Source organism: Rhizobium terrae (assembly GCF_003425685.1).
Classification (GTDB): Bacteria; Pseudomonadota; Alphaproteobacteria; order Rhizobiales; family Rhizobiaceae; genus Neorhizobium; species Neorhizobium terrae.
This window is the reverse complement of the sequence record NZ_QJKM01000007.1, coordinates 37,326-61,315: the sequence shown is the minus strand read 5'-3', so window position 1 is coordinate 61,315 and position 23,990 is coordinate 37,326. Positions and strand designations below refer to the sequence as shown.

The 23,990-nt window shown below is 62.6% G+C and carries 22 protein-coding genes; 5 read left to right on the top strand and 17 right to left on the bottom strand.

Translation table 11 applies throughout. From position 1 onward, the window contains the following. Positions 1-74: 74 nt before the first annotated feature. The gene (locus DMO26_RS14215) at positions 75-887 is read left to right on the top strand and encodes an NmrA family NAD(P)-binding protein (protein ID WP_117192815.1); all 813 of its coding nucleotides are present in this window, start codon (positions 75-77) and stop codon (positions 885-887) included. A 2-nt stretch (positions 888-889) separates the two neighbouring features. Here the strand turns inward: DMO26_RS14215 and DMO26_RS14210 are convergent, their stop codons facing one another. From DMO26_RS14210 to DMO26_RS14175, 8 genes are all read right to left on the bottom strand, one after another. Next, positions 890-1,336 carry an aconitase X swivel domain-containing protein gene (locus tag DMO26_RS14210; RefSeq protein WP_117192814.1) on the bottom strand — a complete coding sequence of 149 codons (447 nt, stop codon included), beginning with the start codon at positions 1,334-1,336 and terminating at the stop codon, positions 890-892. Continuing rightward, a complete protein-coding gene (locus DMO26_RS14205) occupies positions 1,336-2,607 on the bottom strand; it encodes an aconitase X (RefSeq protein WP_117192813.1) in 1,272 nt (423 codons plus the stop codon). Before DMO26_RS14205 ends, DMO26_RS14210 begins: the two co-directional genes overlap by 1 nt. Before the next feature lie 10 nt (positions 2,608-2,617). Next, entirely contained in the window at positions 2,618-3,955 is a 1,338-nt protein-coding gene (locus tag DMO26_RS14200; protein WP_117192812.1) for an FAD-dependent oxidoreductase, read from the bottom strand. A gap of 148 nt (positions 3,956-4,103) precedes the next feature. Beyond that, positions 4,104-5,012: a LysR family transcriptional regulator gene (locus DMO26_RS14195; RefSeq protein WP_117193096.1), complete on the bottom strand. Its 909-nt coding sequence runs from the start codon at positions 5,010-5,012 to the stop codon at positions 4,104-4,106. 89 nt (positions 5,013-5,101) lie between these two features. Further along, positions 5,102-6,784 (bottom strand): dihydroxy-acid dehydratase, encoded by a 1,683-nt coding sequence (gene ilvD / locus DMO26_RS14190; protein WP_117192811.1) that lies wholly within the window; start codon positions 6,782-6,784, stop codon positions 5,102-5,104. A gap of 120 nt (positions 6,785-6,904) precedes the next feature. Continuing rightward, the gene (locus DMO26_RS14185; protein ID WP_117192810.1) at positions 6,905-8,515 is read right to left on the bottom strand and encodes an acyl-CoA dehydrogenase family protein; all 1,611 of its coding nucleotides are present in this window, start codon (positions 8,513-8,515) and stop codon (positions 6,905-6,907) included. 4 nt (positions 8,516-8,519) lie between these two features. Then, complete coding sequence (locus DMO26_RS14180) at positions 8,520-9,281, bottom strand: SDR family NAD(P)-dependent oxidoreductase (protein ID WP_117192809.1); 762 nt, start codon at positions 9,279-9,281, stop codon at positions 8,520-8,522. Continuing rightward, the gene (locus DMO26_RS14175) at positions 9,278-11,134 is read right to left on the bottom strand and encodes a feruloyl-CoA synthase (protein ID WP_117192808.1); all 1,857 of its coding nucleotides are present in this window, start codon (positions 11,132-11,134) and stop codon (positions 9,278-9,280) included. The genes DMO26_RS14180 and DMO26_RS14175 overlap by 4 nt, the downstream gene beginning before the upstream one ends. Positions 11,135-11,322: 188 nt before the next feature. Between DMO26_RS14175 and DMO26_RS14170 the strand changes: the two genes are divergently transcribed. From DMO26_RS14170 to DMO26_RS14155, 4 genes are all read left to right on the top strand, one after another. Then, positions 11,323-12,117 (top strand): crotonase/enoyl-CoA hydratase family protein, encoded by a 795-nt coding sequence (locus DMO26_RS14170; RefSeq protein ID WP_117192807.1) that lies wholly within the window; start codon positions 11,323-11,325, stop codon positions 12,115-12,117. A gap of 13 nt (positions 12,118-12,130) precedes the next feature. Continuing rightward, on the top strand, positions 12,131-12,586 hold the full coding sequence (locus DMO26_RS14165) for a MarR family winged helix-turn-helix transcriptional regulator (protein ID WP_117192806.1): 456 nt from the start codon (positions 12,131-12,133) through the stop codon (positions 12,584-12,586). A 24-nt stretch (positions 12,587-12,610) separates the two neighbouring features. Next, entirely contained in the window at positions 12,611-13,486 is an 876-nt protein-coding gene (locus DMO26_RS14160; RefSeq protein WP_117192805.1) for an amidohydrolase family protein, read from the top strand. A gap of 183 nt (positions 13,487-13,669) precedes the next feature. Continuing rightward, complete coding sequence (locus DMO26_RS14155) at positions 13,670-14,773, top strand: hypothetical protein (RefSeq protein WP_117192804.1); 1,104 nt, start codon at positions 13,670-13,672, stop codon at positions 14,771-14,773. 51 nt (positions 14,774-14,824) lie between these two features. Here the strand turns inward: DMO26_RS14155 and DMO26_RS14150 are convergent, their stop codons facing one another. The 9 genes from DMO26_RS14150 to DMO26_RS14110 form a co-directional block, all read right to left on the bottom strand. Further along, complete coding sequence (locus DMO26_RS14150) at positions 14,825-15,838, bottom strand: LacI family DNA-binding transcriptional regulator (RefSeq protein ID WP_117192803.1); 1,014 nt, start codon at positions 15,836-15,838, stop codon at positions 14,825-14,827. Between the two features lie 8 nt (positions 15,839-15,846). Then, positions 15,847-16,671: an ABC transporter permease gene (locus DMO26_RS14145; protein WP_117192802.1), complete on the bottom strand. Its 825-nt coding sequence runs from the start codon at positions 16,669-16,671 to the stop codon at positions 15,847-15,849. Continuing rightward, the gene (locus tag DMO26_RS14140; protein WP_117192801.1) at positions 16,668-17,489 is read right to left on the bottom strand and encodes an ABC transporter permease; all 822 of its coding nucleotides are present in this window, start codon (positions 17,487-17,489) and stop codon (positions 16,668-16,670) included. The genes DMO26_RS14145 and DMO26_RS14140 overlap by 4 nt, the downstream gene beginning before the upstream one ends. Positions 17,490-17,651: 162 nt before the next feature. Further along, on the bottom strand, positions 17,652-18,785 hold the full coding sequence (locus tag DMO26_RS14135) for an ABC transporter substrate-binding protein (RefSeq protein WP_117192800.1): 1,134 nt from the start codon (positions 18,783-18,785) through the stop codon (positions 17,652-17,654). Between the two features lie 39 nt (positions 18,786-18,824). Next, entirely contained in the window at positions 18,825-19,958 is a 1,134-nt protein-coding gene (locus DMO26_RS14130; RefSeq protein ID WP_117192799.1) for an ABC transporter ATP-binding protein, read from the bottom strand. A gap of 129 nt (positions 19,959-20,087) precedes the next feature. After that, positions 20,088-20,771: an HAD family hydrolase gene (locus DMO26_RS14125; protein WP_117192798.1), complete on the bottom strand. Its 684-nt coding sequence runs from the start codon at positions 20,769-20,771 to the stop codon at positions 20,088-20,090. Positions 20,772-20,794: 23 nt separating this feature from the next. Then, a complete protein-coding gene (locus DMO26_RS14120; protein WP_117192797.1) occupies positions 20,795-22,318 on the bottom strand; it encodes an alkaline phosphatase D family protein in 1,524 nt (507 codons plus the stop codon). Beyond that, positions 22,305-23,057 carry a glycerophosphodiester phosphodiesterase family protein gene (locus tag DMO26_RS14115; RefSeq protein ID WP_117192796.1) on the bottom strand — a complete coding sequence of 251 codons (753 nt, stop codon included), beginning with the start codon at positions 23,055-23,057 and terminating at the stop codon, positions 22,305-22,307. Before DMO26_RS14115 ends, DMO26_RS14120 begins: the two co-directional genes overlap by 14 nt. Before the next feature lie 12 nt (positions 23,058-23,069). After that, a complete protein-coding gene (locus DMO26_RS14110; protein ID WP_117193095.1) occupies positions 23,070-23,990 on the bottom strand; it encodes an ABC transporter permease subunit in 921 nt (306 codons plus the stop codon).

Sequence of the window (23,990 nt, the reverse complement as noted above, 5' to 3'; positions counted from 1 at the left end):
TTTTTGTTGACGGATGCAATGCGAAGGTTTATCACTTTAAACATGAGGAAAATTCATGTTAAGGGAGAGAAAACATGGAAAACCCAATTCTCATCATCGGCGGCAAAGGCAAGACGGGATCGCGGGTCGCCGATCGCCTGCGGGCAAGAGGCCAGAAAATCCACTTTGCATCGCGTTCCACCGGCTTCGACTGGACGGATCGCTCGACCTGGGCGGCTGCGCTGGATGGCGTCTCGGCCGCCTACATCACCTATTATCCCGACCTCGCCGTGAAGACTGCGCCGGACGATGTCGAGGCGTTCGCGAAGCTGGCGGTCTCGTTGGGCGTCAAGCGGCTGGTGCTGCTCTCGGGCCGCGGCGAGCCGGCGGCGCAGGAAAGCGAGAAGCGGCTGATCGCCTCCGGCGCCGACTGGACGATCGTCCGCGCCAGCTGGTTCAACCAGAATTTCGACGAAGGCCAATTTCAGCCGATGATCCTGGAAGGCGAGATGGCGCTGCCGGTGAGCCACGTGCGCGAGCCCTTCATCGATGCCAATGATATCGCGGACGTTGTTGTCGCGGCGCTTACCGATCCGCGGCATATCGGGGAACTCTACGAAGTGACCGGACCGCAGCTTCTGACCTTTGCCGAGACGATCGCCGAAATCAGCAAGGCGAGCGGGCGGAAGGTCGTATTTCAAACGATTCCGACCGAAGACTTCGTGAAGGGGTTGACGGCGGCCAAAGTGCCGGGCGACGTCGCGGAATTGCTGGTGGAACTCTTCACCGTCGTTCTGGACGGCCGCAACGAATATCTGACCGACGGCATCGAGCGCGCGCTCGGCCGACCGCCGAAGGACTTTGCCGATTATGCAAGAGACGCGGCGGCCCGCGGCGCCTGGAAATGAGGTCAGGCGGGTTTCTTCTTGGTCACGGTCACCGTGCCGGCATCGGCATCGACCACCACCCAGTCGCCGGTTTCGATCACCGAGAGCGGATCCCGATCCAGTTCGGTGATCGCCGGAACGCGGGTGACCACGGCCCCAAGCGCGATCTTGGTCGTCATACGCGTGAAAATCATCGCCTGCGGCTGGACGCCGTTCAATCGCGTCATATGGAAATAGGCGGACCAGCCGGACGAGCCCTTGGCGCCGGGGAAGACAAGTATTTTTCCGGCGAAGGAAACGCCCCGCATCTCGTGCCGGCGTTCGATGACGGTGCCGGTGCGCTCGTTGATGCCGCCCCAGCCGGAGATCGTCTCCGATGTCACCAGCGCCTCGCCTTCGGCGCGGCCGCCCACCACCTTGCGGCCCTTGAATACGATGGTTTCGGGTTTTGCTTCGGTCGCGATATCCATCAGGCCCTCCCGTTCCACTGGCCGGTCAAAGCGGCATCGACGCAATCGCTGACCGAGCCGAACCAGCCCTGTACGCCGGTGATCGCCGGCAGGTAATGCGCCTGCTTGGCGGAATCGGTGGCGATGACGCGCGTACCCTGCGGCAGACGCCTCGAAATGGCGGGACAGGTATCGCTCATGACAACGCCGCCGGCTTCGCGGATGACATCCAGATAACCGTTGCGTTCCGCCACCTGCTTGATGGCGCGCGGCGTATGCACCCAGAGCTGGACGTCCGGATGGATCTTTCTGTCCTCCAGCAGATGGGCGATCAGCGCCACCTGATCGATCGAATTGTGGGGACAGCCGAGCATGATGAAATCGACCTTTTTCTCGGTCGCGCTCTGCAGCTTCTCATAGGTCTCGCGCCGCTCGGCCGCGCCGTAGCGGAACATACCCTTCATCTTGCGGCCGCCGAAAGCCTCCTCGATCGTATCCGCTTCCGGCGTGATGCCCGGAATATGGTACATCTCGACGCCGCCCGACGAAGCCGCCGCCGCGCCAAAATGCTTGAGCTTGACGAGGTCGGGCTGACGGCTCGTTCCCTTCAGCACCGGAATGTCCTCGCCGATCACCTCGCCGATGTAATAACCGAGCAGGCCCCAGTCCATCATGTCGTCGACTTCGATATCGAGCTCGACCAGATGCGTGCCGCGGCGGTTTTCGGTAATGTGGAAACCCCAATAGGGAATGCGGCCGGTGAGTGCCGCGGCGCCGGTGCTTTCCTTGCCCTCGACATTGGTGCGGGCGCCGAGAACCGAATTGCAGTAGATGACCGCGGAGGATTCCATCCAGGCGCAGTGCTCGCCCTTCACCGGCACGTTGCCCACCTGATAGGGCGTGCAGGTGGCGAACATGTTGACGCCGCGGCGGCCGAGGAATTTCTCGTTCTCCCGCTGCATGTCGACCAGCGACTTGTCGACGCCCTGCAGCTCCCAATTGTCGTTGTCGATGCCGGTGATCAGCTGGCAGGTATGCGCCACCATATGCGGCACGTCCACCACCTCGTCGCTGTCGAGGTTGAGCTCGGAATAGACATGTTCCATGCCCTTCTGTGCGATCGGCTGCACAGAAGGGGTCGAGGCGTTGAAGGCGCCTGCGACATTGTTGGTCTCGACCAGCCGCTCGGCGCCGAGTGCTTCACCATAACGCAGGAGCAGATCCATGGCGCGCGCCTTGGCGCGGCCGTACTCGCCGTCATACATAGCCTTTTCATAATCCGTCAGCTTCATCGCGTCCTCCTCACGATGCGGCACGCATCTCTTCGTCCGTCCATCGATAATGCTTCTTTTCGACGTTATCGGAAACCCGTTCCCGCAATGCCGCGAGATCGATCTGGTGCACGCTGCCGGTGCCGGCAAGGTCGAGCGCGTTGGCGGCGGCCATGCCCATGGCGATGCAAGGACCCATGACGCGGATGCTCGAAAGCGCCGCGGAATCGGCATCGACGCAGCGGCCGGCGGCGGCAATGTTGTCGCACTCGTCCGGCGTCAGGCTGCCGAGCGGGATGTAATGGGCATGTTCCTTGTCGAAGGTGATCCAGTGATGGCCGTCGCCGTGATCGTGCAGCTCGATCGGCCAGGCGGTGCGGGCGACCGCGTCGTCGAACTTGGTGCCGGCCCGGATCTCGTCCACCGTCAGATGGTGGCTGCCGGCGATCCAGCGCGTCTGGCGGATGCCGGGCAGGCCGAAGGAGCGGATGCGGGCGTTGCCGAAACATTCCGGGAACTCGGCCTTCAGGAATTCCACCGCGCGTGACGCCTGATCCTTGCCTTCGAGCGCCTTCCTCGACGCCTCGACGGGATCGAGCGGCGTTTCCACATGGGTCATGTTCATGGCGGCGATGCCGCGGCCGGGGATGGTGAAACCGAGGCCTTCGCGGCGCAGCAGGCCGTAATCGGTCGCCTTTTCCTTCATGCGGTCGGCGATTTCGTAACGGGTCGGCTGCTTCGCCTCGTCGATGTTTTCCAGCACCACCATCTGAGTGCCGAAGACGCCGCCCTTCTCCGGTTGGCGGCAGGCAAAGCCCGCCTGCCAGACGAGGGCGGCATCGCCGCTTGCCTCCACCCAGCCGGTCGCCTCGATCGACACGCCGCCGTAGCGGGTCATGAAATCCGTCTGGACGACGCGGCGGCCTTCTACATGTACATCCAGAATCTGCGCGCCGAGCACCACTTCGATGCCGGCTTCCAGCACGCTTTGCTCCATCCAGCGGCCAAGAACCACTTCGTCGTAATAGACGACGACGGTGTTCGGCCCGTGGCGGTAATAGATCGACCGGTCCTGGCTTTCGAGGTGGGCAAGTAGCCTGTCCGCGACGCCATAGGTGAACTGGTAGCCGTGTGTGCCGTTGGAAAAGAGGCCGCAGAAGGTGGCGATGATCGAATTGACGGCCTGGCCGCCGAGTGCTGCCTGACCATCGACGATGACGACCTTCTTGCCGAGACGGGCGGCTTCAAGTGCTGCGGAAATGCCGGCGATGCCGGCACCGACCACGCAGATATCCGCTTTCAGCCTGCGGAAGGGCGTGCCCTTTTCGCGGCGCACGATGCGCGTTTCCCTGCTCAGCGTTTCCGCCATCGGACCCTCCCTTGCGAATGCCTGCACCCTCCCGGGCCGCATGGACGAGGATCGTAACCTAAGCAGCCAGGCCTTGAACCCGGCAAGTGAGGCGATCAGCTTTCTTGTTTTGCGAAAGCTCAGTCCCGCCTTAGGGTGTCACCTCGCCTCAGAAAGATGGGATGACCTGCTCCGGCACACCTTCGGAAAAGCGTTTCTGCAGATAGGCGACGAATTCCGAAACAACATTCTTGTTCATCTTGATGCGCGGCACGGATGCCTTGATCCAGAGCGGCTCCACCGGAAATTCCGGCATGACCTCTTCCAGCGCGCCGCTGTCGAGATCCGATTGAGCGAGAAAACGCGGCAGGATCGCAAGGCCGAGCCCCTGCCGGGCGGCAGCCAGCAGGATACGGCTGTCGTTTGCCGTGAAATTCGAGGTGATCTCCACATTGAGCGCGCTGGTTTCCATCTGGAAAGTCCAGGTCGTGCCGATCGTGTGAAAGGTGATGCATTCATGGCCGACGAGTTCCGTCGGCGTTTTCGGCCGCTTGCGGTTTTCGAGATAACCCGGGGCGGCGCAGAGTATGCGCGGATAGGGGCAGAGCGGGTGGTCAATGACATAGGCGTAGGATTGCGGCAGCGCCCCGATCGCCACGTCGAAGCCTTCTTCCAACGGATTGACGGAGCGGTCGATCAGCACGATCTCCATCTTCACCCGGGGATTGGCCGCCTGGAAGGCGGCGCAGATATCTCCGAAGAACATCGAAGTCAGCGTCGTCGGCGCCTTGATGCGCAAGGAACCGGTCAACCCCAGTTCATGCGTATGGGTCGCGGCAAGCGTATCCTCGATCTCCCCGACCAGGAGTTGCAGGCGCGGACGCAACCGCTCGCCGTCCACCGTCAGCGCCAGACGCCGCGTGGTGCGCACGAAAAGCTGGGTGTTCAGGTGCTCCTCCAGCCGCTTGACCCGCTTGGTGATGACGGATGTCGCGACGCCCAGATCGCGGCCGGCGGCGGAAAAACTGCCCGCCCGGGCGGTCGCCAGAAATGCGCCTATATCGAGAAGTATGTTCACTGTCTTTCTCGTTTCGAGAAAATGGAGGCGCACATCAGGCGCATATTTTCAGCGCTTTAGCAACTCCTGCAGCGATCCATAGCCTGCAGTTATTTAGTCGAGAGCGTCGCCCCCTTTTCCAGCGGCGTCACCGTGCTGCCGTAGAGATTGAGCCAGCCCTTTTCGGCCGAAAGCGGCTTCTGCACGAAGGCCTCGCGCCGGGCTGCAAGCTCCGCCTCCGGTACATGCAGTTCGATCGAGCGGCTGTCGATATCGATGGTGATACGATCGCCATCTTCCACGAGCCCCAGCGGGCCGCCGGTGAAGGCTTCCGGCTTCACCTCGCCGATGACAAGGCCGACATTGACGAGGCCGCTCAGCTGGCCGTCCGTCACCACCGCCACTTCCGGGCCGAGGCCGGTGCCGTCGAGTGCGAAGACGAGGCGGGAAGCGCCGCCCATGCCAGGGCCGCCCTTGACACCCATACCGCGCAGGACCAGCACTTCGCCAGGTTTTACGGCACCTTCCCTGAGGGCCGCTTCGGCAGACGGCGAATTGTCGAAGACGCGTGCCGGACCATCGAAGCTCATAGGACGGCCGGCACCGCGCAGACCCACCTTGGCGATCGCGCCGTCCGGCGCCAGCGAGCCGCGCAGGAGAACGATGCCGGGCTTTACCGCGAACGGCTTGTCGAGCGGGCGGATCACCTCGGGATCGGCGACCTCGATGTTCTCCAGTTCCTCACCCCAGGTTTTGCCGGTAACGGTCACGGCCGAAAGATCGGCGATCGGCTCCAACCGCTTCATGATGGCGCGGGCACCGCCGGCATCCTCGAATTCCTCGATCGAATTCGCGCCGATCGGCCGCACGGCGGCGAGGATCGGCACCCGGCTGCTCAGTTCCTCGAAGATCTTGTAGACGTCTATGTCGAGACCCGCCTCCACGGCGATGGCCTGCAAGTGCTTGATAGTGTTGATCGAACCCGAAACGGCCAGCACCGTCGCCGCAGCGTTGCGGAAGGCGCCGGCGGTCAGGATCGTCCGCGGCCGCAGGTCTTCCCAGACCATATCGACGATGCGACGGCCGGACTGGTCGACACAGTCCATCATCTTGTCGCTCATCGCCCGCACCGGTCCGCCGCCCGGCAGCGACATGCCGAGCGCCTCGCAGACCGAGTGCATGGAATTGGCCGTCCCCATGCCGGAACAGACGCCGGGGCTGCGGATGGCGTTTTCGCTCATCTCCTTCAGCTCTTCGAAGCTGATCCTGCCGGCGGCATGATGGCCGGCATGGAGAAAGACTTCCTCGATATCCATATGATGGTTTCGGTACCGGCCGCTCGCCTGATAGCCGCAGAGCACGACGATGGTCGGCAGGTCGATGCGTGCCGCAGCCATGATCTGGCCGGGCGTCGTCTTGTCGCAGGAGGCAAGACAGACCATGCCGTCGAGCTGGGCGCCCTCGACCGCCACTTCGATATCGTTGGTGATGAGATCGCGGCTCGGCAGGATATAGGTCGCGGCTCGACCGGCGCTGATGATGAAATCGCTCGGCGCGATGGTGCGGATTTCGAACGGAATGCCGCCGGCAGCCCGCACCGCCTGCTTCACCCGGGCCGAGACCTGGTCGAGATGGCTGAAACAGATGGAAAGCTCCGAAGACGTGTTGACGATCGCGATCTTCGGTTTTTCCATATCCTCGTCGGTAAGGCCAAGCGCCCGCCATTGCGCCCGGCGCACCGCCCAGCGCGACGTGCCCGGCTCGAAATTGCTGCGCAGCTGTCTTTTCGTCATCGTCCGATCTCCTCCCGATACCTTCCTCGACGGAAAAGCTAGCAACTCCAGGATCCGGGGAGAATGCACGGAACGGTCCGCTCTCCTTTCGCAAAACGCGAAGGATCGCCGCCGTCGAGATCAGGCACAACGCGCGCTATGAAATGCAAACTGCGCGGCGAGACCGGCCACGGCATTCGTTTCCGAGAGCCGAAGCGCCATCCAGACGGAAACCACCGACCAGGCGGCGCGCATATAGGCATCGGCGCGATAGAGGGCGCCATCCGGATCGTCGTCCCGCATCGAAATCATCCCTGCGCTCAGCCGTTCGAACTCGTCGAGCGCAGCCAGCGCCGCCTCCGAAGCGCCGGGATGCTCGGTTGCATAGGCATCGATCTCGTCGCGCGCCTTCTGCAGAAAGATCGCCAACCCCCTGCCTTCGTCGCGCCAGAGCCGGCGGGTCAGGAAATCGAGCGCCTGCATACCGGTCGTACCCTCGTAGATGGTCATGATCCGGGCATCGCGCAGATATTGCTCCAGCGGCCAGTCACGGGTGTAACCGACGCCGCCGAGCACCTGGATCGCCGCGCCGGCCACGTTGAAGCCGGTCTCGGCGCCGAAGTTCTTGATCAGCGGCAACATCCAGCCTGTGAAATCGTCGAGGCCGGATTGCGGCTCCAGCCGGGCGATATCCATGGTGGTCGCAAGCTCCAGAATGGCAGCCCGCAGGATTTCGGTCGTGCTGCGGAGCTCATGAAGCTGCCGCGCGACATCCGGATGGCTTGAGATCGGCACCGGCGGCTGGTCGGGACGGCCGCCCTGGCGGCGTTCCCGTGCATAGTCCTCGGCGACGTCGGCAGCAGCGGAGGCGAGCCCCAGTCCCTGGCAACCCGTGAGCAGGCGCATCAGCTCGATCATCGTGAAGAGATGCGGCAGGCCGCGACCTTCCTTGCCGAGCAGGATGCCCCTGGCGCCATCAAAGCGCATGGCGCAGGTGGGCGACCCGTGCAGGCCCATCTTCTCCTCGATACGATCGACGGAAACGCCATTGGAACGGCCATCGATCTCGTTCGGAACGAGGAAAAGGCTGATGCCGCGCGTGCCGGGCTGATCGTTGGTGCGGGCGAGCAGGCAATGGCCGATGCGGCTTGTCATGTCGTGGTCGCCGAAGGAGATCCAGATTTTCTGGCCGGTGACGACCCATTCGCCATCGCGCTGCTCTGCCCTGGTTCGCAGCCGCCCGACATCCGACCCGGCTTCCGGCTCGGAAATGCAGATCGTCGCAGCCCATTCGCCGGTCGCGAGCTTCGGCACCCATTCATTCGCGGTGTCCTGATCGGCAACCTCGGCCAGAAGATGCGCCGCAGCGCGGGTCGAACCCGCGGCCATCATCAGCGCCACGCAGCCCCGTTCGAAAAGCGGCGCGCAGGCGGCGTGCAGGGTAAGCGGCACGGCCTGGCCGCCGAATTTTTCCGGCACGTCCATGCCGAGCCAGCCGGCCTCGGCATATTGACGGAAAGCATCGGCAAAGCCCTGCGGCGTCTTCACGCGGCCTTCGACGACCCGGGCGCCGAGCCGATCGCCTACCGGATTGAGAGGAGCCAGTACGCCTTCGGCGAAATTGGCAGCCTCGAGGACGATCGCCGCGACCGTTTCGTCATCGCAATCCGGCCGCAGGTCGCGCAGGCGGTGCCAGCCAGGCGTCAGCGCCAGGATTTCCAGTGTCCGATCCGCCTGATCCGCAAAAGACATGAAACTACCGCGGCTGCATGCGAAGCGCCCCGTCCAGCCGGATTACTTCGCCGTTGACATACTGGTTCTCGATCAGGAAGCGCACCGCATCGGCGAATTCGCCCGGATCTCCGAGACGGGAAGGATAGGGGATCGCGGCGGCAAGGCTTTGCTGTGCTTCCTCGGGCAGTTCGTAAAGCAGCGGCGTCAGGAAGATACCGGGAGCCACGGTGTTGACGCGGATGCCGAAGCGGGAAAATTCGCGCGCCGCCGGCAGGGCCAGCGAAACGATGCCGCCCTTAGAGGCCGCGTAGGCCGCCTGGCCGACCTGTCCTTCGAAGGCCGCGACCGAAGCCGTGTTGACGATCACGCCACGGGCCTTGTCCTCCCCTTCCGGCGTCTTCGCCATCCGGTCGGCCGCCAGCCGCATCATGTTGAAGGTGCCGATCAGGTTGATGCGGATGACCTTTTCGAAATCCCCGAGCGGCATCGGGCCTTGTCTGCCGACGATGCGCCCCGCCGTGCCTATGCCGGCGCAATTGACGAGGATACGCAGGCCGTCACCCGCCTTGGCGGCGACATCCAATGCACGCGATGCATCCTCTTCGCTCGTCACGTCGCCGGCAAGTGGCACGCCGCCGATGTCCCTGGCGACCTTTGCCGCTGCCTCACCGTTGCGGTCGAAGACATGAACCACGGCTCCAAGTCCGGCGAGCATGCGGGCGGTCGCCTCGCCGAGCCCCGACCCGCCGCCGGTGACAAAAGCGCTCGAACCCTCGATCCTCATGCCGCCAGCTCCTTGCCGACCCGGATCACCCCTTGTGCATCCGTATAAAGTTCCTCGACCAGGTCGCCGCGATGGGCGAGCACGGCGCGCTGGTTGATCGAGCCCTTGTCGGTGACCTCGCCCTTTTCGAAACGCAGCGGCTGGGTCATCAGCATCATGCGCATCACGCGCGTGGCCGAACCGCTCGCCTGTTTCTGGTGGTCTTTCAGGCGTTCGGCGATAGCCGCCCTCACCTTGGGATGCGCGACGACCGCTTCGTCGGACAGGCCTTCGCCACCGCCGACCAGTTCTCTCAGCGCCGGCATGAAGGGCACGGCAAGCGCACCGAGCTCCGCCCGGTTTTCGCCGGTGATGACCGCGTCGCGGATAAGCCCGCCGAACTGGTTGACGAGTTGTGCACGCAACACGCCGACGGCCACCCAGGTGCCGGTCTGCAGCTTGAAGTTTTCCGCGGTGCGGCCATCGAAATAGAAACCCTTGCGCGGATCGCCGGGAACGGCGAACTTCACCGCATCGCCGATCCGGTAGAATCCTTCCTCATCGAAGGCTTCCCTGGTGAGCTTTTCGTTGCGCCAATAACCGGGCGTAACGTTCGGTCCCTTGAAGCGCAGCTCGTATTTGTCGTCGATCGGCACCAGCTTGACGACGACACCCTGGCCGGGCACGCCGATATTGCCGGGCTTCTCCTGCGGGTCGGTGCAGAAGATCGCGAAGGGCGCAGTCTCGGTGGAGCCGATGCCGGTGCCGAGCGGCACGCGTTCGCCAATCGTCATTTCGGACAGTTCGATCAGCGCATCCCAAGTGTGCTGCGCCATGCCGGCACCGGCATACATCAGCAGTTTCAGGTCCTTGAAGAAGGTCTTGCGAAGCGCCTCGTCCTCGCGCATCGCCTGGATCAGCATTTCGTAACCGGCCGGCACATTGAAATACCAGGTCGGCGAGATTTCCCGAAGATTGGCGATCGTCTGCCCCATCAGCGCCGGCGAGGGCTTGCCGCGATCGATATAATAGGTGCCGCCGTTATAGATGGCGATGTTGAAGACCTTGTTGCCGCTCGCCGTATGGTTCCACGGCGCCCAGTCAACCAGGATCGGCGGCTCATCGCGGAAATAGGAATAGCAGTCCGCCACCATTTCCTGATTGGAGCACAACATGCGCTGCGTCTGGATGACGGCCTTGGGCGAGCCGGTCGTGCCCGAGGTAAACAGGAATTTCGCGACCGTGTCCGGACCCACCGTGTCGAAAGCCTTGTCCACGGCTTCCGTCGGCTCGGTTTTGAGGATCGTATCGAAGAGATAGGTGTTCGGCCGGCCTTCCGGCAGGTTGCGCATTGCCGCAAACGGGATTTCGGCGCCGAAGGCGGTATCGACGGCCTTGCGGAAAGCGCTCCCGTCGTCGGCGAAAATCAGGCCCGGCGTAATCTGTTTTGCGATGTCATGCAGCTTGCCGAAGTCGGAAGAAATCGTCGCATAGGCGGGCGCGATTGCCGCGGAAGGGATTCCCACATGCTGGGCGCCAAGCGCCATGAGCGCATGTTCGATGGAATTTTCGGACAGGATGACAAGCGGATTTTCCGCCGAGAGATCGAGATCCAGCAGGAACTGGCCGATACGGCGCACCTGGTCGAGCGCTTGCGAATAAGTCACCTCGCGCCACTGTCCCGTCCCCTCCCGGTCCGCCATCCAGGTGCGATCCGGCGCGACATTCGCCCAATGGACCAGCCGTTCGTTGATCTTGTCGGGGTAAGGTCCGAGCGGATCTTCCCGCCAGACCACGAATTCGCCGTTCGGCCGCTCTTCCCAGCCGACCACAGGCGACCACAGCTTCACATCACGCACAGCTTTGTCGGCCATGACCTTCCTCCCAGATGTCAGCAATCCTTAAACTCCCAAAATTTGTTTACAAAGAAACAATCTCCCTGTAAACGATCAAAAACTCAAGGCGGGCGGAGGAGCGTCCGCCGGCAGAATTTAGAGCGGAATTTTGGCCGAAAACCGCTTATGCCTTTCGGCGCCCGCTCTATCGGAGGAGAATGCAGAAAATGGCCGACCAGACGGCAACCAGCTTCGTGACCTACGAGCTCAGGGGTAATATTGCCCATATTGGCCTGAACCGCCCCGAAAAGCGCAATGCGGTCAGCGACCGTTTCGTCGAAATGATTGCGGAAACCGTGGCGCGCGCCGAAAGCGAGGCCAAGGCCGTCGTGCTCTTCGGCCACGGCGATCATTTCTGCGCCGGCCTCGACCTTGCCGAACACGTCAAGAAGACGCCGATCCAGGGTGTTCACGGCTCGCGCCGCTGGCACGCGGTCTTCGCCGGCATCGAACACGGCACGATCCCCTGGATTTCCGCCCTGCATGGCGCCGTCGTCGGCGGCGGCCTGGAACTGGCGGCATCCACCCATATCCGCGTCGCGGACAAATCCGCCTTCTTCGCGCTGCCGGAAGGCCAGCGCGGCATCTTTGTCGGCGGCGGCGGTTCGGTACGCGCCGCCCGCCTGATGGGGGTCGCCCGGATGACCGACATGATGCTGACCGGCCGCGTGGCTTCTGCGGAGGAGGCGGAGCGCTGGAACCTCGCGCAATACGTCGTCGAAAAAGGCCAGGCTCGCGAAAAGGCGCATCAGCTTGCGGAAGCGGCTGCCGGCAACGCGGAAATCTCCAACTACGCCGTCATCAACGCTCTGCCGCGCATCCAGGACATGGCGAAGGAAGACGGGCTGTTCGTCGAATCCTTCATCGCCTCCTTCACCGCCACCAGCCCGGAGGCGGAAGAGCGGCTGCGCGCCTTTCTGGAAAAGCGCGCCGCGCGTCTGAAGGCGCCGGGTTCGGCCTGAGAGGATATCGTCCATGGATATGCCGATCCGCACGACCGACGAGGTAGATCTCGACCGTCTCAATACGGCGCTCGGCTTCCTGGTGCGGCTTGCGCAGATCAAGGTCTACGAGCATTTCTTCGAGGAATGCGGCGAACGTGGCCTGAAACCCGGCGAATTCTCGGTTCTCTGGGTCATTCTCCACAATCCCGGCATTCGCCAGAGCGTGCTCGGCCAGCGGCTGATGATCAAGCGCGCGCACATGACGAAGCTGATCCGTGCGCTGGAGGACCAGGGACTCGTTTCGCGCCGCATTCCCGACGACGATCGCCGGGCCGTCGAGATCACTCTGACGCCGTCCGCCGTGACCATGGTGCAGCAGGCGGCCGACTGGTTCTTCGCTTATGAAGGTTCGATCGGCTCCAATCTCACTGCCGCGGAACGGCAGCAACTGACGGCCCTGTTGCGGAAATTCATCGGGCTGGACTGAGACAAGGACGGGGAGGAGCGCACCATGAACGTCGACGAATTGCTCGCCATCGATATCCACACCCATGCGGAGGAACCCTGCTGCGGGCCTCGCGACGACGGCTATGACGAATTCCAGGCCGGCATGGCGAAATATTTCAAGAACCCGGCCGGCCACAAGGGCATGCTGCCGACGGTGAACGAAACCGCCGTCTATTACCGCGAGCGCAAGATCGGCTGCGTGATCTTTCCGGTGGATGCGGAACGCGAGACCGGCTTCCGGCGCTACAACAATGAAGAAGTGGCGATGATCGCCGCCGAAAACAGCGACGTCATGATCCCGTTCGCCTCGATCGACCCGGCCAAGGGCAAGATGGGTGCCCGTGAGGCGCGCCGGCTGGTGCGCGAATTCGGCGTCAAGGGCTTCAAGTTCCACCCGACCATGCAAGCCTTCTATCCGAACGATCGGATGGCCTATCCGCTCTACGAGGCGATTGCCGAGGAGGGCGCGATCACGCTGTTCCATACCGGCCAGACGGGCGTCGGCGCCGGCATGCGCGGCGGCATGAACATGCGGCTCAAATATTCCAATCCGATCTACCTGGACGACGTGGCGGCGGATTTTCCCGACATGCCGATCATCCTGGCGCATCCCTCCTTCCCGTGGCAGGAGGAGGCGCTGTCGGTCGCAACCCACAAGCCGAACGTCTATATCGACATGTCCGGCTGGTCGCCGAAGTACTTTCCGCCGATCCTCGTCCAGTACGCCAATTCGCTGCTGAAGCACAAAATGCTGTTCGGCTCGGACTGGCCGGCGATCACGCCGGATCGCTGGATGGCGGATTTCGCCGCCATCCCGATCAAGGACGAAGTGCGGCCGCTGATCCTCAAGGAAAACGCCCGCAGGCTTTTGAAGATCTGATATCTGGGCTTTCCAAGCTCAATATCGCGGTTCGCCTACATGCAGCTTCAGGGCAGAATCTTGGATACGTTCTTAGACATGCGTTAACCATGCTAATTTAAGGTTGCATCCGCATGAGATCATAGATTGATGAGCGAGACGCGTGCTCACGCCCGGTCGTGCTCCAAGTGCGAGAGGCGGATCATGACTTCGATTTCTTCGGTCGGACAATCGGCGGCATTGACGATTTTAAGAAGTATTGCGACGCCCGCATCGGCAACCTCCAGCCATCCCGTCAATCCGGTGGATATAGTCACGACAGCCACACCTTATGCCGCGCTGGAAGCGATCGTAGATATTATCGTTCTGAGCGGAAAAACCTTCGAGGGAGGCGAAGGGGATGACCACGTACTCGCTCATTCGGGAACCGTCATCGATGCAGGCGATGGAAACAATACAGTGTTGGCAAGTTTCAACAGCCAGGTCAGGTCCGGAAGCGGCAAAGATACGGTCTGGGCCAATGCTTACAATTCCGTCCAGACAGGTAATGGCGACGACGTCATCCTTTTAAACAGCAGCAATTCCATTGACGCTGGAGAAGGTGATGACCGCATCGCCGCCAACGCCGAAAACTCCATCAGAGGCAGCGGAGGTAACGATGCGATCCTGGTCAATCACGGAAATTCCGTCGATGGAGGCGATGGCAACAACACAATCTCCGCCAATGCCTACAACACGATTATTACCGGTGCCGGAAATGATCTGATCAACGTTCATGTTCGCAACACTGTCGATGCTGGTGACGGCGACAACCAAATATTCGGCAGCTTTGAGAACCAGATCAAAACAGGGCGCGGCAGCGACTGGATCCAGAGCGGAGACTCGGTGATCGACTCAGGCGCCGGCGATGATCGCATCGTCGCTTTCAGCAGCGTCATCGAGGCCGGGGAAGGAAACGATGTCATTGACGCACGCCGGGATCGAAACCAGATCCACGGCGGCCGAGGCGACGACAAGATCAATATCAACGGAAGCGCCATCATGCGCTATGGCATAGGTCACGGAATGGACAGCATCGCCATTCGCGGATCGGCTTTGCTGGCGTTCGAACCCGAGATTACATCCGGTAAGACCAAGATCGAATATGATGGTGCGATAGCAACGATCAGCTTTACCGACAACGAGAGCGACCGTATTACCGTTGACCTGACGAAGGGTGAGCTTAGTCTTTCCTTTGCGGATGGGACCAGCATCGATCTGATTCCGATCGAGGTCAGGTCAGTGGTAAGCGCCTACCAAGCACATTGAGCGGTCCTGCTTCGTTCAGAAGGCGCATCTACCTCTCAAAATGAGCCGATCTCAGGCCGGCACAAAGCTCTTCCGCACGACCAGTTCGGGAATGACCCGCTCGTAACCCGGCGCCGCGTCCGGGTTTTCCAGCCGCCGTTCCAGAAGCTCGACGGCGCTTGCCGCCATGATCGCCGGATCCTGGCGGAAGGTGGTGAGATCGTAGCTCAGCCAGGCCGCTTCCGGCACGTCGTCGAAGCCGATCACCGCCACGTCTTCCGGAACGCGCAGGCCGAGTTCGGCGCGGACGAAATCCATCACGCCGAAGGCGATCTGGTCGTTGGCGCAGAAGACCGCATCCGGCCTTTCGCCGGCCAGGAACAGTTCGCGGGCGGCGGCGATGCCGCCGTCATAATCGGAATCCGGCCCTCTGGCCGCCATTGCCTCGGCGCCAAGCGCACGAGCCGCCGAGAGGAAGGCACTTTCGCGCTCCGCGATGCTCGGCGTGCCGGATTGCGAACCGACGGCGGCCAACCGGCGGCGACCGGCGGCGAAGAAGGCGTTGGCCGCATTGCGCGAAGCCTCGGAATTGCCGGCGCGGACATGGTCGGCATCCGGTTCCGAACGGCCGATCACCACCAGCGGCTGGCCGTTGCGCTGCGCAAGCTCGAAGAAGCTGGCCGGCGGCGAGCCGGAGAGGATGATCGTCGCCTCGGCGCGGTGGCCGATCAGCATCTTCTGTGCCGCGAGCAGCTCGTCTTCCGTCTGGCCGGTATTGATGAGGATCGGGATGCTGCCGCGCCGGATCAGCGCCTTGGCGAGTGCCGCGGTCAGATGGGCGCGAAAGCCCAGTTCCGGCTTGGTGGCGACGATGCCGACCAGCCTGCTCTGGTTGGCGAGCACGCCGCGGGCAAGGTCGTTGACGTGATAACCCAGTTCTTCAGCCGCCTTCAGGACCTTTTCGCGCGTTGCAGGCGCAACGCTGGCGCCCGGCGTGAAGGTCCGCGAGACGGCCGAGCGGGAAACGCCGGCGAGCCGGGCGACCTGTTCGGCGCTGACGAAGCGCATTCTCTTTTCGTCCTTCATGCTCTCCCTCAATGCCCCACGCGCGAAAGGACGTCCGCCTTCAGGAATCGCTCCACCATCAACATGAAGACCAAGGATGGTACGAGGAGCAAGAGGGCAGTGATCGATGCGATCTGATAATTGCCGCCGGCACCGGCGGTATAAAGCAGCAGCGGCAGCATGTTCACGTCGGGCGCGCCGACGAAATAGCTGCCGGTGAACTCGTCCAGCGATTCCAGGAAAACGAAGATGGCGCTCGCCATCAGGCCGGGGGCTGCGAGCGGCAGGGTCACGTCCCGGAAGGTGCGCAGTGGCCCCGCGCCGATATTGCGCGCCGCCTGTTCGAGCTCCACGTCGATCGCCGAAAAGGCGGCGGTGGCGATCCAGACCGCATAGACCAGCCCATGCGAGACGTGCACCAGAACCACGCCGGGGATCGTCCCGTTGAGGCCGATCTCGTAAAAGATGCGGGCGATGTTGACGTAGACGGTGAGGTTCGGAAACGCCTGCGGAATGAGGAAGGCGAGCAGGATGACACTGCGGAGCGGCAGTTTCAGCCGCGCCAGCGCATAACCCGCCGGGATCGCCAGGGCCAGCGACACAACGACCGTCAGCAGCGCGACGATCAGCGAGTTGACGAGGGATTCGACGGCGCCGCCACGTGGAGCGAACACCTTCGCCCAGGAACTGAAGCCGTATTCCAGCGGAAAACTGTAGGGAAAATACCACTTCTCCGCGACCGTCCAGAGCAGCATGTTGAACAGCGGGCCGAAGATGAAAAAGGCCATCAGCCCGAAGATGATGCCGCGTGGCACCCACCAGAGAGCGGCCAGAGGATTGCGAGGCCCGGTCATGCGCGCTCCTTGAGGCTGATGCGGAGATAGATCCACGCGACGGAGGAGGCAAGCACCAGCGAGATCAGGCCGAGTGCGTTGGCGACGCCATAATCGCCGTAGGAATTGACCCGGAAGGCGATGTCGGCGGTCAGCATGGTCGGCGACTGGGCGTTGATCATCAGCGGCACCGACAGCACCGACATCATGGTGACGAAGGAGAGGATGAGACCGACCGTCAGGGTGACGGCCACCTGCGGCACGACGATCTCCAGCAGGACGCGGAGCTTGGAAGCCCCGAGATTGCGGGCCGCCTCGATCGTGTCGCGGTTGATCGAGGCCATGGCGCCGGCGACGAGCAGCGCCACGAAGGGCGTCTGCTTCCATACGAAGGCGATGACGATGCCGCGCCAGTCGAGAAAGCTCTGGGCATCCAGAGGCGTCATCAGGCCGAGACTGACGAATGTATTGTTCATCATGCCGTTCTTGGCGAGGAAAGTGCGCAGGATCTGGCCGACGACGATGAAGGGTATGAACATCGGCCAGCGGTAAAGCCAGCGAAGGATGGCGACGGCCACCGGATGTTCGCCGAGCGTCAGGTAACCGCCGATGGCGATCGAAGCGATACCGATCAGCACGGTCGAGAGCACGATGATGACGACGGTGAACAAGATGTCCTTCGTATAGAGATCGAAGGTCTTGATGAAATTGCCCCAGCCGAAAGCCCCTTCCACCTGGAAGGCGCCGACCGCCGACATGATCAGCGGCAGGATGAAGAGGGAGGCGATCACTGCGAGTGCGGGAAAGACAAGGGCGAGGCCGAGGAGTCGTCTGGACATGGGTTCGTTCGAACTTGAGGCGGCGGCTGGCGCTGGAGTTTCTTCTCCCCATCGGGGAGAAGATGTCCGATAGGACAGATGAGGGGGCCTGTCCGCCGCACACCCCCTCATCCGGCCCTTCGGGCCACCTTCTCCCCGATGGGGAGAAGGGGAGTATCGAGCTTACTTCACAGACTTCTCGTAAGCTTCCAGGATCGCGTTGTTGTAAGGCGCGATCGGGAAAGGCTTGCCCTTGGCGGCGAGGTCGGCCGGGGAGATGTCGACGAAGAGCTTGTTCCAGGTGGCATCGTCGAGTTCGGCCTTCACCTTGTCGGCGTCGATGCCCGGATACCAGTTGAAGCGCTTGACGATGCCTTCGGCCTGAACCTTGGGGCTGGTGGCGAGAGCGATGAACTTCTCCGCCAGGTCCTTCTGGGCGGCCTTTTCCGGAACGACATAGTGCATCGGCTGGCCCGGCATGCCCGGGGCCGGCAGGACGAGCTTCATGGTCGGCGGCAGCTGGCCGTTGGCCTGCCAGGAATAGAACATGTCGACCCAGACGGGGCCCATGGCGATTTCGCCGCGCGACAGGAGATCGAGCGTACCGGCATTGCCGGGGGTCAGCGTGGCGTTGGTGGTGAAGTCGGCGAGGCTCTTGAAGGCCGCATCCCACTTCTTGGTTTCCTCTTCCTTGAACGGGCCGTTCATCAGCGTGTTGGCATCGCCGCCACCGAAGGCGTAGATCCAGCCCATGACGAAGGAGACGCCCGAAGCGCCGCCCTTGATGCCGTTGTAGCCGAACTGCTTGGGATGAGCCTTGGCCCAGGCAGCGAGTTCGCTATAGGACTTCGGCGGGTTCGGGACGAGCGCCGGGTTGTAGGCGATCGCAGTCTGGCTGTTGAACATCGGCATGACGTAACCTTCGACATTGGTGCCGAGAGCCATCTTGGCATTGTTACGGGTGACGAGCTTGCCGGTTTCGATATCGCCGCGGTACTTGTCGAGATAGTTCTTGGTAACCATCGGGCCAACGAACTTCTCGTGGACGACGGCGACGTCGACGTCCCACTTTTCAGACTTGGCGGCAGCCTGTGCATCGAAACGCTCGAGGATCTTCTGCGAGCCGGCGTCGCCGGGACCGGTGCCGACGGCGCGGACCGTGTTGCCCGGATAGGTCTTTTCGAACAGCGGGCCGAGATACTGATTGATGTAGTCGACCATGTTCTGGTCGCCGGCGGTTGCAACCGTCAGCTCCGCGGCATGGGCCGGAAGGACAGCAAAAACGGCAGCGAAAGCCGCGTAAGACATTCTCTTCATGGGTGTTCTCCGTGAGTTGAAAAGTCGAATTTCAAAAGGTCAGGCGTGAACTTTCCCGGAGGTCGCCCGGGAAATGGAGGATGCCGGCTGAGGGGCCGACGAGTTGAAAAGGAAAAGCGCGTCCGCCGGCACATGGACGCCGACGCGGCTGCCCGGTTCGAAGGCGCGTTCCGCATCGGCCATGATCTCCGTCTCGCCGAGCCGCACGACATGGCGCCAATGGCCGCCGGGATAGCTGACGGCAGCGACCTCGCCACGGAACGTGATTCCGGAGCCGATCAAGGCGACCTCGTCGGTGGAAAACAACCTGGTCGCTTCGGGCCGGAAGCGGGCTTCCACGGTCCCCGCAGCAAGCGGACGGCCTGCAAGTGGCACGCTGCCCGCCGCGTTGACCGGGCCGGCCTCGATCGCGAACTCGTCCCCCGATGGCGTTCCGGCGAGCGAAAGCACGTTTTCCGCGCCCATGAAGGCTGCCACGAAAGCGGAGGCCGGACGATTGTAGACATCTTCCGGCGTGCCGGCCTGGGCGATGCGGCCCTTGTCGAGGATGACGATGCGATCGGCCATCACCATGGCCTCTTCACGGTCATGAGTGACGTGGATCGCGGTGATGCCGAGCCGCTTCTGCAGCGCGCGCAGTTCGTGCCGGACGCTCAGGCGGATGCGGGCATCGAGGTTGGACAACGGCTCGTCGAGCAGCAGGATTTCCGGATCGATGGCGAGCGCCCGGCCAAGCGCGACGCGCTGGCGCTGGCCGCCGGAAAGCGCCGCCGGCTTGCGCGCCTCCAACCCATCCAGCCCGAGCAGGGACTGCATGGCGGCGACGCGGGCGGCGATCTCGGCACGGGGAACACCTTTCAGCTTCAGCCCGTAACCGATGTTCTGCGCGACGGTCATGTGCGGCCAGAGCGCATAGGACTGAAAGACGAGCGCCATGCCGCGTTTGTCCGGCGGCAGGTGGGTCACGTCGCGATGGCGCACCCGCACCTCACCTGCCGACGGGCTGATAAAACCGGCGAGCACACGCAAAAGCGTGGTCTTGCCGCAGCCGGACGAGCCGAGCAGGGCGACGAACTCGCCTTTGGCGATCGAAAGATCGATATCGGTCAAAACCTGCGTCGAGCCATAACGGCTGGCGACACCGGATAATGACAAGAATCCGTTCCGCTCCATCAATTCCTCCTGTTGCACAGCCGTGCAACATTGCTGAGCGTTTCTTATGTCCCGTTTTTTACAGGCGAATGACACCTTTCACTTTTATCCGAGATTTATAGCACGCACTATAAGCACATGCGGGAAGGATCAGGCTTCCGCGACCTGTGCTGCCTGAAGGCTTGCGAGCGCTTCCCCCAACTCCCGGGCACCGGTCGCCACCAGAACCGCACCTGCTTCTTCAAGTATCCGGGCACGTCCGGGCCGCGGATCTGCGGGATCGACGAAGCCGATCGCCCGCATTCCTGCGGCCCTGGCGCCTGTGATACCATGGGCGCTGTCATCGATCACCACGCAATCTGCAGGATCGGCGGAGAAGGTTTCAGTGCAGAAATGGAAGAGATCGGGCGCCGGCTTCGGCCGCGCGACCCGATCGGCGCTGAAGACGAACGGCGCGAAGTCGTGCCAGAGGGAAAGCAGGCCGAGGCTTTTCGAAAGCCGTTCGGTGGTGCTGTTGGAAGCCACGCATTTCCTCTGCGGCAGTGATCGCACCAGTTTTTCAATGCCCGGCATCGGCTCCAGCGAACGGGCGAATTCCGGAAAAATGTCCTCGTGCCAGGCGGAAAAGACGGAGTCGAGGTCCTCGACCCCGTATTCCTCCGTACAGATGCGGCGGATGGCGCTTTCCGAATTGCCGGTGAAGCGGACCAGGACCTCCTCCGCCGTCACCGTGGCCCCTGCATCCTGCAGCGCCTTGGCGAGCGTGCGGCTGGCAATCGGCTCGCTGTTGATCAGCACGCCGTCGCAATCGAAAATCAGGAGGTCAATCTGCATGGGAATCCAATGTCAATGAGGCGTCACAACCGGTTGACGCCGGCAATGCCGTCGGAGACGGCGAAACTCTGGAAGACGGAGGCAGGCGAATTCCGCTGCTTGCGGTCGGCGACGCCGATGAAATCCACCTCGGCCGACCGGTCGTTCAGGCGCATGATCGCATAACCATGCTTGTCCGAAGCAAACCTGAGATGCGGGTTCTCCGCGAGCGCGGCCGCAAGGCTTGCTTCCGACGGAGAATCCGAGGTGATCGAACCACCGACGAATTCGGTGGCGATCGGAGCGGCCTTTTCATCGGAAAAGTCGCGCTTTACATCCGCGGCATAGAAGGCATGCAGGTCGCCGCCGATGACAATCGGATTGGCGGCTTTCGAAATCTGCACGGCATCCAGCAGGCGGGACCGGGCGGCGCGATAACCGTCCCAGCCGTCGAGATTGTAACCCGTCGCCGGTCCGGCTCTGGTGTCGCGCTCGGAAAGCAGCGTCTGCTGGGCGATGATATTCCATTTCGCCTGCGACGCGCCGAGTGTCCTGGCCAGCCATTCCTCCTGCGCCGGGCCGAGCATGGTCCGCTCCGGCCGGTCGTCCGAAGCCGAGGTTTCGAGCTGCGGCGAACGGTATTGCCGCGTATCCAACAGCGTCAAACCGAGCAGGCTGCCGAAGCGATGGTGACCAAAGATCCGCAACGCATCGAAGCCGGCGGCGAGGTCCGGATGAACCGGCATGTGCTCGAACCAGGCCTGATAGGCGGCGCGGCGACGGGCAAGGAACTCCGCGGGGTTCGGGGCATCCGGCGCGCGGTCGGTCGCGTAATTGTTGGTGACTTCGTGGTCGTCCCAGGCTGCGAGCCAGGGAAATGCTGCGTGCGCCGCCTGAAGCTCGGGATCGGACTTGTAGAGCGCGTAGCGATCCCGGAACTCGTAGAGCATGGAGGGCACGCCTGCGCCGTGCCTGCGAACCAGGCCGGCGCCGTAAGTCCGTTCGTAGATATAATCCCCCAGATGAACGACGAGATCGAGATCCTTCTTCGCCATATCCCCATAGGCGCTGTAAAAACCCTGTTCGTATTGCTGGCATGAGGCGAAGGCAAACCGGAAACCGTCGACTCCTTCCGGCGCGGTGCGGGTGCGGCCGATGGGGCTTTGCGCATTGCCGGAGCGGAAGCGGTAGAAATACCAGCGGCCGGGCTGCAGGCCCTTCACCTCCACATGCAGCGAATGGGCGAATTCCGGCACCGCCCGATAAAGCCCCGACCGGACAGGCTTCGAAAAAGCCTCATCCTCCGCGACCATCCATTCCACATCGATCGGGCCGGCCACCTGTTTCGGTACCGGCGCGAAGGGATCGGCCGAGGTTGCCGCCGATGCATCATCGAGGATCAGCCGGGTCCAGAGCACGACGCTGTCCGCCTTCGGTGAACCCGAACCGACGCCAAGCGAGAATGGATCGGTCCTGAAATTTTCCGCGCGTGCGGAACCGAGCGGCCGCCAGATGGCTGCCGCCGCAAGCCCGCTCGTCAGAAAACTTCGCCGGTCAATGCGCGGCATCGAACAGTCCTTCGCGGGCCTTCACCGCCAGGTCCGGCCGGTCGGTGGTGATCTGGCGGAGCGGCCGCTTCAGCCAGACGGAGAGATCATCGGCCTCGTTCGGTACCCAGACACCGAGCTTTTCGGCGGGAATCAGCGCCGACAGCAGTTCCCATTCATCAAAGAGCAGCGCCTTTTCGACGGCAAGCACGTCGGAGACCCGCAACATGGTTTCGACCGATTGCCGCAGACCCTTCGGCTGGACCGATTTGAGGTTCAGCGAAGAGAGCCGGCGGATATGCGGCGCCACTTCGCCGACCGTCTTCAGCACATCGCCGTTGAAGCTCGTGAGGAAGGAGCGGCCGGCAAGGCCGAAACGGTCCAGCATGGCCGCTGCCCTGGCTTCCAGGCCTTCATAGGGCCTGGAGTCGGCATCGGCCTTCAGCTCCACATGCAGTTCGAGGCCGGTCGGCGCGTAGATCTCCAGTACCTCCTCCAAGGTCGGGATGCGCTCGTCCGTGCCTTTGAGGATGACGGAACGATATTCGCCGGCGGAAAGATCGCTGATCCGGCCGGTGCGCTCCGTCGTGCGGTCAAGCGTGGCGTCATGGATGACGAGAAGCTCGCCGGCGCTGCTCAGATGCACGTCGAATTCGACGGCCTCCACCTTCAGGCCGAGAAGGTTGCGAAAACCTGCAAGACTGTTCTCGGCCCAGAGATTGCGGGCGCCGCGATGGCCGACGATGATCGGGTTGGTCATTGGAAATACCTCTTATTTGCTGGAATCCACCAGGCCCTTGGTGAACCAGCGTTGCATCAGGAGAATGACGATTGCAGGCGGCGCCATGACGAAGAAGGCGGCGGCCATGGCGATGTTCCATGCCGGCCGGGCGTCGGCCACCGGAATCAGGTCCTTGAGCCCGATCATCGCGGTATACATGCCCTTCTCGGTGGTGAAGAGCAGCGGCCAGAGATACTGATTCCAGCCATAGAGGAAGAGGATGATCGAGAGGGCGGCGATATTCGCCCGCGACAGCGGCAGCAGCACGTCCCAGAAGAATTTCATCGGACCGGCACCATCGAGCTTGGCGGCTTCGCAGAGCTCGTCCGGGATCGTCAGGAAGAACTGGCGGAACAGGAAGGTCGCTGAGGCCGAAGCGATCAGCGGCAGGATCAGCCCGCTGTAAGTATTGACCATGTTCCATTGCAGCGCGGCGTCCAGCCGATAACCGGTGGTGTTCGCAAGCAAGCCCGTCAGGCCGATCGCTTCGAAGAAGGAGCGGAGCGGACCGCCGGCATCGGCCACGGCCTCATAAGTCGGAATGATGCGCACCTCGACCGGCAGCATCAGCGAGATGAAGATCAGCCAGAAGGCCGTCATGCGGAAGGGGAAGCGGAAATAGGTGACCGCAAAGCCGGCGATGATGGACACGACCAGCTTGCCGACCACGATGCCCACCGTAACGATGATCGAGTTGATGTAGAGCTGGCCGAAATCCCCCTCGTTCCACGCGGTGACGATATTTTGCACGAAATGATCGCGCGGCAGGAGCGGGAACGGCACCTGCTGCACGTCTTCAACCGTCAGCGAACCAGCGACGAAGGCGAAATAGAGCGGCATGCAGACCGCGGCGGCGCCGACCAGCAGAACCACATGGCAGAAGACGGAAAGCCAGACATGCCGTTCGACCAT